A 9624-nucleotide genomic window follows, 5' to 3' on the forward strand; every position below is an offset into this window, starting at 1 on the left:
CCAACGCACAATCGAGGACGACATGAGCGTGGCTGAAAAATCCGAGAAGAAATCCGGCGGGCTTGGCGAGACCGTCAGCGTCATCGTCCAGGCGCTTTTGCTCGCCCTGGTCATCCGCACGCTGCTGTTCCAGCCTTTTTCGATCCCGTCGGGATCGATGCGGCCGACGCTTTTGGAAGGCGACTATCTGTTCGTCACCAAATGGTCCTACGGCTATTCGCGCTACTCGCTGCCTTTCGGACCCGATATTTTTTCAGGCCGCATCTGGGGCTCCGAGCCGAAGCGCGGCGACGTAGCGGTTTTCAAGTTCCCGCCTGATCCGTCCGTCGACTACATCAAGCGCGTTGTCGGCCTGCCGGGTGACAAGATCCAGGTCAAGGACGGCCAGCTTTTCATCAACGGCGTCGGCGTGCCGCGCGTGAAAACAGGCCAGATCGACAATCCCGACATCACCGAGGAATCGCGCCCGATCGATGTGTATCGTGAGACCTTGCCCAACGGCGTCAGCTACGACACGCTCGACCTGAATTCGAACTCGATCGGCGACAACACCCGCGAATTCGACGTGCCGCCCGGCCACTATTTCATGATGGGCGACAACCGGGACAATTCCGCGGACAGCCGTTTCACCGTCGGCTACGTTCCCGCGGAAAATCTGGTTGGCCGCGCCAATCTTGTTTTCTTCTCGATCGCCGGCAAGGCGAGCCCTCTCGAAATCTGGAAATGGCCGTCGCTGATGCGCGCTTCGCGCCTGTTCCACTTCGTCAATTGATGGCTTTGAAGCGTCCGACAGGCGAAACTCTGGCCGGTTTGGTGAAGGCCAAGACCGGCCACGTCTTCAAGGATGTCCGTTTGCTCGAGACCGCCCTGACGCATTCCAGCGCCGTCAAGGCGGCCACCAACAACCAACGTCTTGAATTTCTTGGCGACCGCGTGCTCGGGCTCGTCGTCGCCGATATGCTTTTCGAGAAATTTCCTAATGCGCCGGAAGGTGAAATCGCCCCGCGCTTCAATGCGTTGGTCGATGCGCGGACATGCTCGGAAATCGGCATCGAAATGCAGCTCGAAGATCTGGTCCGGGCCGATGCTGCCTTGAAGATGCGGTCGCGTGGCTCAGGCGGAAACTACCTCGCGGATGCGGTCGAAGCCCTGATCGCGGCGGTTTACGTCGACGGTGGTATCGAGGCCGCGCGGCGGTTCGTCCTGCGCTACTGGGAACCGCGCTCTCATACGGTGATCGCAAAACCGCTCAATCCGAAATCCGATCTGCAGGAATGGATTGCCAAGACCAGCGATGCGCGCCCCGAATATGTGATCGAAAAACGCGAAGGCCCGGACCACCAGCCCGTCTTCACCGTGTCCTTGCAGGTCCGTGGCTTTGCGCCGATAAGCGGTACTGGCGGCTCCCGCAGGGTGGCCGAAGAAGCGGCGGCTTCGGCATTTCTTTTGCGCGAAGGCGTCTGGACCACCACATCGGCCCAAAAATCGGAGCGCGCGCGCTCAAGTGAAGGGAGTGCGGCATGACCGCCACCGAAGAACCGGCAACGGAAGCTGCCCCCACGCATTCCGGTTTCGTTGCCCTGATCGGCGCGCCCAATGCGGGCAAGTCGACGCTGGTCAACCAATTGGTCGGCGCCAAGGTGTCGATCGTCACCCACAAGGTGCAGACGACCCGCGCCATCGTGCGCGGCATCGCCACGCATGACAATGCGCAGATCGTTTTCGTCGACACGCCCGGCATCTTCAAGCCGAAGCGGAGGCTCGACACGGCGATGGTGACCACCGCCTGGGGCGGGGCCAAGGACGCCGATATCGTGCTGCTTTTGATCGACGCCGAGCGCGGCATCAGGGGCGACGCCGACGCCATCCTCGAACGGCTGAAGGATGTGCGCCAGCCGATGGTGCTGATCCTCAACAAGGTCGACCGCGTCAAGCACGAAGCGCTGCTGGCTCTGTCGGCGGCAGCGAACGAAAGGGTGCCGTTCAAGCGCACCTTCATGGTTTCGGCGCTGACTGGTTCCGGCTGCAAGGACGTGCTCGATTACCTGGCCGAGGCTCTGCCGGTCGGTCCCTGGTACTATCCGGAAGACCAGATCTCGGACCTGCCGATGCGCCAGCTCGCGGCCGAGATCACCCGCGAAAAACTTTATCTCAGGCTGCATCAGGAACTGCCCTATTCCTCGCATATCGAGACCGAGAAATGGGAAGAGAAGCCGGACGGCTCGGTGCGCATCGACCAGACCATCTATGTCGAGCGGGACAGCCAGAAGAAGATCGTTCTCGGCCACAAGGGCGAGACCATCCGCGCCATCGGCCAGGCGGCGCGGATGGAGATAGCAGGCATTCTCGAACAGAAGGTGCATCTGTTCCTGTTCGTCAAGGTGCGCGAGAACTGGGGCGACGACCCCGAGCGCTATCGCGAGATGGGGCTCGAGTTTCCGCGCTAGGCTCGATGGTCAGCAAGCCGAATATCGACATAGCACTTGTCAGCCGATTGATCGCCACGCAGTTTCCCAAGTGGAAGGATCTTGCGATCAGGCCGGTTGCATCAGGCGGCTGGGACAACAGGACCTTTCATCTCGGTGACGAGATGACCGTGCGGCTGCCGAGTGCCGGGGCCTATTCCCTGCAGGTGGAAAAGGAGCATCGTTGGCTGCCGAGACTGGCGCCTCTGTTGCCGCTGCCGGCGGACCGGCGCCGGGACAGCACAATTTCTTTCGCGGCGGAGCACTCAGCGTCTACGATGGCGAGGCCCGGCAAGCGATTGCCGCCCTCGACGGCAAGATCGATACGGACGCCGCCAGCGCGGTGTGGGAGGCAGCACTTGCCGCACAATGGCACGGTGCACCGGTCTGGTTCCACGGTGACGTCAGTTGGGGAAACCTGCTGGTCAGGCAAGGCCGGTTGAGCGCGGTGATCGACTTCGGAACCTCCGGCGTCGGCGATCCCGCCTGCGATCTGGCGATTGCGTGGACGCTGTTGGAAGGCAAAAGCCGGGAGGCGTTTCGTGCCGGCCTTCCGGCCGACGGGGCGATGTGGGCGCGCGGTCGTGGCTGGACGCTTTGGAAGGCGCTGATCACGGTTGCCGGGCAGATCGACGTCAACCCTGTCGAGGTTGAAAGATCCCGTCATGTGATCGATGAAGTGCTTGCCGATCACGCGCACGGGGCGTGAGGCGCCAAACGTTCAAGCCGCTCTCGCCCACCAGATCCTGATCCTGTGGCCGAACCATCCTCGCATGGCGCGACCAGGGACATTCTGACCGAAACGACGCTTTCCCGGACTTATGGAGTGCCGATCCGCCTGATCGAGGCGGGCGACCACGTCGCCTGCGTCGCCAAGGTCGACTGAGAGGCGTCGCGAAGGAATCGCCTTCAACGGTTGACTGCTGTCACAATCAGCGACGCGACAGCGCTCCAGGGGGTTTCGATCGCTTTGGAAGAGGCAGACAGGCTTGGAGGCGTCATCCCGCTTTTCGCCTCGGTATCAAAGTGGGTTTGGCGGATCGGCGGCATCTGACGATAAAGGGGGCGGCAAGATTCAGGCGATTTCGGCGTAAATCAGGTAGATATTCCGCATTATACGGTCATTTTGGAAATATAGCACGTCACAATTGTATTTAGCCGCGAAAGTATCGGTATATATATTTAATAAATGACATTGTGCCAGTTGTGCCACTCGTCGGATTCGCAAGTGTTATTTGTGCAACACAGTATTAATCTGTTCAAGGAATTGGCATTATTCGAGAAATCGTCATTGAAGACAGATGATCGATGGGTATGTTCGCCGCTGAAAAGGGCGAGCGATGCGAGCCTTTTTCGCTGTGGGGGTGAGGCGGGAAAACATTGCCGCCAGCCACAAATCCGAAGCCATTTATAACTAAGACTGGAGAGGTCAGAAAATGAACATCAAGAGCCTCCTTCTCGGCTCAGCCGCGGCCCTCATCGCGGTCAGCGGCGCGCGCGCCGCCGACGCTGTCGTCGTTGCCGAGCCGGAACCTGCCGAATACGTCAAGATTTGCGACGTCTATGGCGCCGGCTACTTCTACATCCCGGGCACCGAGACCTGCCTGCGCATCGGCGGCTATTTCCGCTACGACATGGGCGTCGGCGATTCCGGCACGTTCGATGGTGTCAACAACGTTGCCGATCACATGGACGGCGATAGGCACGACACTTATTACAAGAACATGCGCTTCACGCTGAGGACTTATACCGGCCAGGAAACCGAGCTCGGCACGTTGAAGACCTTCACCGAGACCCGGTTCCAGTTCGGCAACTCCTCTGGCGACTATGACGGAAGCTCAAGCACTGGCTGGCAAGCCGGCAATAACAAGGCAGATGGAACCAGCAAGACTTCGCTGAATTTCGCCTGGATCCAGCTCGGTGGCCTGCGGGTCGGCAAGGATGAAACGGTATACGACCAGTTCATCGGCTATGCCGGCAATGTCATCCAGGACACGCTCATCCCGTATGGTGTCAAGGATACCAACCTCATCAGCTACTACTTCGACGCAGGCAGCGGCTTCACGGGCGTGGTCTCGCTCGAAGAAGGCACCGCCGTCAACACGATCGACAGCTACGTTCCGCATGTTGTCGGCGGTTTGAAGTACAAGGGCGACTGGGGTGCGATCACCGGCGTCGTGGCCTATGACAGCAACTATGAGGAAGTGTCCGGCAAGGTCCGTCTGGACGTCAACGTCAGCAAGGAACTGACGCTGTTCGTCATGGGCGGCTACGGCACCAACGACAACATCAACGACTTCGGCACAGGCCGTACCCAATACAAGCCATGGGGCGGAAACTGGGCGATCTGGGGCGGCGGCACCTACAAGTTCAACGACAAGACCTCGTTCAACGCCCAGGTCTCCTATGACGACTGGAAGAACCTCGGCGTCGCGGCCAACGTTGCCTACACCATCGTCCCCGGTTACACGATCACGGCCGAAGTCGATTACCTCAATGCAGGAAAATTCGACGACTTCGATTTCAACAACTGGACCAAGGCCGACAAGAAGAGCAGCGTCGGCGGCATCGTTCGCTTCCAGCGCAATTTCTAACAGATCGACTGACCTCACCAGCCCGCCCGCAGCACATCGCTGCGGGCGGTTTTTTATGCCATTGGCATGAGAGTTACCCAGGGCCAAGCCGATACCTTGATTTCGCCACCCGATCGGTGAAAAGCTCCTGAAATGGAATGGCGCGACGAGGGAATCATTCTCGGCACCCGCAAGCATGGCGAAACCAGCGCCATTCTCGAGGTGTTGACGCGAGCGCATGGCCGTCATCTCGGCCTTGTTCGCGGCGGCCGTTCGCGCAAGCAGCAGCCTGTTCTCCAGCCCGGCAACCGTGTCGACCTGTTGTGGCGAGCGCGCCTTGACGAGCACCTCGGCACGTTCCAGGCCGAAGCGATCGAGATGAACGCGGCCCGGCTGATGGACAGCGCCGTCGCCGTCTACGGCTTGCAGACCATGGCCGCGCATCTGCGCCTGCTGCCCGAGCGCGATGCGCACGAAGGTCTTTACGAAACGCTTGCCGTAATGATCGTCCATCTCGACGATGCCGAAATTGCCGGCGAACTGGTGGCGCGCTTCGAGCTTCTGGTGCTGGACGAACTCGGCTTCGGCCTCGATCTCAGTCAATGTGCCGCCACCGGCACGCGACAGGACCTGGCCTATGTCTCGCCGAAGTCGGGACGCGCGGTATCGCGCGAAGCCGGTTTGCCTTGGCGCGACAAGATGCTGACTCTGCCGGCTTTCCTGCAGCGCGGCTCCGGCCTGCGCGCCGATGCGGCAGCGGTCGAGGACGCCTTCCGGCTCACCGGCTTCTTCTTCAACCGCCATGTCTATGAGCCGCGCGGCTTCGAGCCGCCAGACGCTCGTACCGGCTTCCTCGCCGCCTTGCGCAAACATCACGCGCGCGGCAAGGCCATAGCTGGCGAGGACGCAGCCAGAGAAATCATCACATGAGCGAGGTCGAACTTTATCCTGGCCGGGTCTCACCGCTCGGCCTCGGCACCATTCCGCACGCCGACATCCTGAAATACACCGGTTTGGAATTGCTGCAGCGCATCGTCGACGGCAAGTATCCGGCGCCGCCGATTTCCTTTCAGCTGAATTTCACTCTCACCGAAGTCTCGGAAGGGCGCGCTGTCTTTCGTGGCATGCCGAGCGAGCGCCATCTCAATCCGCTGGGCAGCGTACATGGCGGCTGGGCGGCGACGCTGCTCGATTCGGCACTGGCCTGTGCCGTGCAGACGCTGCTCGAAAAGGGCGAGGCCTATACGACGGCGGAGTTCAAGGTGAATTTGACGCGTCCCATCACGCCGAGGACCGGCGAGGTGGTGTGCGAGGGCAGGGTTGTTCACAAGGGCCGCACGTTGGCGGTGTCGGAAGCGACGTTGAAGGATGCCGGCGGCAAGCTGCTGGCTTTCGGCACCGAAACATGCTCGATCTTTCCGGCCGCCAATCTGGCGGCGCGTTGACTGGCGGCGCATTGAGTTTTCCGAGCTTGGATTTTCTGGCCGCTTGGCCGCCGCATTTGAATGTCAGTACGACGGATGTCAGTGAAAACTGGCCTGGTTTGGGGGAACCGCCATGTTTGAAAGCCTGATCGGCCTTGTCGCCATCATCGCTTTGTTCGTCATCATTTCGCGCCAGCAGAGCCGCATCGGCCTTGTCGAGCGCGAGCTTGGCGCGCTGCGCAGCCTGGTCCTTTCCGGTGCCGTGCCGCCTGCGGCCCAGTCGTCCGAACAGGTGGACGACAACGCGCCCGCCGACATGGCTCCGGACGCAGCGGCTGCGACCGATATCGTTCCGCCGGAGGTAAGCGCATCAGTCACCGCCCCGGCGCCAGCCACGGACACGGAAGACTCGACCGGCGAGATCGTCTCCGGGCCGTGGACCGCTCCAGAACCGGCACCGAAGGCGGTGGATCCCGCGGAGCTTCCCGGAGCGGCGAAAGCCGCCCGCCAATCCGATGTCGAAACCGCGCTCGGAACCCGCTGGGCGGTCTGGGTTGGCGGCATCGCACTGGCGCTGGGCGGCCTGTTCCTGATCCGCTACACCATTGAAGCCGGCATTTTCGGTCCCGGCGTGCGGCTGGCCATGGCCGGCGTGCTCGGCCTGGTGCTGGTCGCCGGCGGCGAGTTCATCCGCCGCACCGGCTTCAAGGTGCCGGTGCAAGGGGCCGCCGGCGCTTATATTCCAGCAATCCTGACTGCTGCCGGTGCCTTCATCCTGTTCGGCACCGTCTATGCCGCGCATGGCATTTACGGCTTCATAGGCCCGGCACTCGCTTTCACGCTGCTCGGCGTCATCGGCGTGGCGACGATCGCGGCAGCCCTCGTCCATGGCCAGGCGCTGGCCGGCACCGGTCTCGTCGGTGCCATGGTGACGCCGGTGCTGGTCGCCTCGCAGGCGCCCAATCCCTGGGCGCTGTTCGGCTATCTCGCGATCGTGCTCGCCGCCACCGGCGTCATCGCCCGCATGCGCGCCTGGACGTCGCTGATGGCGGCGGCCTTTTTCGGCACCGGTGTCTGGACCATCCTTTACATGACCGATGCGCGGGGGGCGAACCTCTCCGCCATCCTGTTCATCGACGCCGTCACGCTGGCTGTGCTGGCCCTTGTCTGGCTCGCTCGCCGTGGCGATGAAACCGGGCCGGCCAGGGTTTTCGACTGGCCGTCTATCGTGCCTGGCTTGTTCATCGCATTCTCGGCGCTTGGCCTGTCGGTCGACCCGGTCTTTGCAGCCGCCGGCGATGCCTTGCCGGGCGCGGTGGTGATCGCCGCAATGGTGGCTGTCGCGCTTTATCGTCCGCTGGCGCTGCCGCTCCTCTATGCCGCGGGACTGGTCATGGTGCTGATCTATCTCGGCATCATCCCGCCAACCTCGATCGCTTCCGATTTTTCGGGCGGTGCCCTGGGCGTCGACGGACTGCCGGTGGCCACGTCCAACGCGCTGACCTTGCGCATCGGCATCGTACTTGGCCTGGTTTTCATCGGCGCCGGCTTCTGGGCCGCACGCCGGTTCGCCGCCGGCACGCAGATCCGCGCGGCCTCATGGGCAGCGTGGGGCGTCATCGTCCCGCTGGTCGTCCTGCTGGCGCTCTGGTTCACTTTCGGCAATCTCGACCGTGACTTTGTCTACGCTGCCGCGGCGGCACTGCTGGTCGTCATTTTCGCCGCCGGTGGCGAGTGGATCGCGCGGGCCGAGGAGCCGCCGCTCAAGGGCGGTGTCGCGGTGTCGTTTGCCCTGGGCGGCGCGGCCATCGCCGGGCTCCTGCTCATGCATATGGCTTTCGATTCCGGCTGGACCACCATCCTGCTCGGTGCGGCGGCCATCGTGCCGGCGCTGGCCACGCGCCGGCGCGCCTATCCGGTGCTCGGCTGGATTTCGGTCGGCGCTGTGATCGCGGTGCTTGGCCGCGTCGCTTTCGACCCGACCATTGTCGGCGCCGGGTTCCTGTCGAGGACACCGGTCTTCAACTGGCTGTTGCCCGGCTACGGCGTGCCGGCGCTGGCCTTCGGCTTCGCCGCCTGGCAGCTCGCCCGCACCACGAATGGCCGGCCGCGCCTTGCCATGGAGGCGGCTGCGGCGCTGTTTGCGCTGCTCACGCTCGCCATGCTGGTGCGCCACGCCATGCACGGCGGCGTCATCGACACGGGTGCCATGACGCTCGCCGAACAGTCGATCTACACGCTGATCGCCATTGGCGCCGGCGCCATCCTGGTCGCCATCGACATGCGCTCGCCAAGCTCGGTGCTGCGCTATGGTTCGATGGCCGCCGGTGTGGCCTCGGTCGCCTTCATCGTTGTCAGGCATTTCGTCTTGCTGAACCCATTGTTCACCGACGAATCGACCGGCCGCATCCCGGTGTTCAACCTGTTGTTCCTCGCCTATCTCTTGCCAGCGGTCGCCGTTGGCGCGCTGGCGCTCTACACCAGGGACAAGCGGCCGAAATGGTATGCGCAGATGTTGGCTGTGGTGGCTGCCGCGCTTGCCTTCGCCTATGCCACGCTCTCGGTGAGGCGTCTGTTCAAGGGCGAGTTCATCGGCTTGTGGAGCGGCCTCGGCCCGCTGGAAACCTACACCTACTCGGCGCTTTGGCTGGTCATCGGTGTGGCGCTGCTCACCGCCGGCGTCTGGCTGAAGTCGCAGGTGCTGCGAATTGCCTCGGCCGCGCTGATCGCGATCGCCGTGCTGAAAGTCTTCATCTTCGACATGTCGGAGTTGGAGGGAGTGCTCAGGGCGCTGTCCTTCATCGGCCTCGGCGCGGTGCTGATCGGCATCGGACTGTTTTATCAGCGGCTGCTGACGCGGGCGGCGAAGGAGGGATGACACGCTTGCTTCCGTGAACAGTTCTTACCGGTTCATGGACCGCCTATTCGCTATTTTCGGATGGTGCCACGCACGCGGCGTTGTACGACTGCCTCTTTGATGAGGCCCGCGATCTTGCGGACAAACGCCGGGCTGAAGGAACCTATTGGCTTCGTCGTGACCAGATCATAAGCTTCGTCGACTTGTACGCGGTTGTACTCGTCTAGAGCGATTCCTATTTTGAGAGAATCGTAGGATTCCCAAAGCCGGATGTTTGTGATTCAAGATGCTGGCTGGATTGGAGG

Annotated in this window: 8 protein-coding genes and 1 pseudogene; all 9 read left to right on the forward strand. The window is 62.3% G+C overall.

Features of this window, described 5'->3' with window-relative positions:
- Positions 1-22: 22 nt before the first annotated feature.
- The 9 genes and pseudogenes from lepB (at position 23) to NKH06_RS29085 (ending at position 9340) form a co-directional block, all read left to right on the forward strand.
- Positions 23-772, forward strand: a complete 750-nt coding sequence (gene lepB / locus NKH06_RS29045; protein WP_013532585.1) for a signal peptidase I — start codon at positions 23-25, stop codon at positions 770-772.
- Positions 772-1524, forward strand: a complete 753-nt coding sequence (gene rnc / locus NKH06_RS29050) for a ribonuclease III (RefSeq protein ID WP_352441267.1) — start codon at positions 772-774, stop codon at positions 1522-1524. The genes lepB and rnc overlap by 1 nt, the downstream gene beginning before the upstream one ends.
- Complete coding sequence (era, locus tag NKH06_RS29055) at positions 1521-2447, forward strand: GTPase Era (protein WP_128303038.1); 927 nt, start codon at positions 1521-1523, stop codon at positions 2445-2447. Before rnc ends, era begins: the two co-directional genes overlap by 4 nt.
- A gap of 5 nt (positions 2448-2452) precedes the next feature.
- Positions 2453-3174 (forward strand): annotated as a pseudogene (locus NKH06_RS29060) (phosphotransferase).
- Between the two features lie 45 nt (positions 3175-3219).
- The gene (locus tag NKH06_RS29065; RefSeq protein ID WP_352609815.1) at positions 3220-3351 is read left to right on the forward strand and encodes a hypothetical protein; all 132 of its coding nucleotides are present in this window, start codon (positions 3220-3222) and stop codon (positions 3349-3351) included.
- 550 nt (positions 3352-3901) lie between these two features.
- A complete protein-coding gene (locus tag NKH06_RS29070; RefSeq protein WP_352894830.1) occupies positions 3902-5059 on the forward strand; it encodes a porin in 1158 nt (385 codons plus the stop codon).
- 132 nt (positions 5060-5191) lie between these two features.
- Positions 5192-5968 carry a DNA repair protein RecO gene (gene recO / locus NKH06_RS29075; protein ID WP_023812875.1) on the forward strand — a complete coding sequence of 259 codons (777 nt, stop codon included), beginning with the start codon at positions 5192-5194 and terminating at the stop codon, positions 5966-5968.
- Positions 5965-6483, forward strand: a complete 519-nt coding sequence (locus tag NKH06_RS29080; protein WP_023812876.1) for a PaaI family thioesterase — start codon at positions 5965-5967, stop codon at positions 6481-6483. Before recO ends, NKH06_RS29080 begins: the two co-directional genes overlap by 4 nt.
- 112 nt (positions 6484-6595) lie before the next feature.
- Entirely contained in the window at positions 6596-9340 is a 2745-nt protein-coding gene (locus NKH06_RS29085) for a DUF2339 domain-containing protein (RefSeq protein ID WP_352441265.1), read from the forward strand.
- Positions 9341-9624: the final 284 nt, after the last annotated feature.

Origin of the sequence: Mesorhizobium sp. M1342, assembly GCF_040317955.1 — a bacterium.
Taxonomy (GTDB): Bacteria; Pseudomonadota; Alphaproteobacteria; order Rhizobiales; family Rhizobiaceae; genus Mesorhizobium.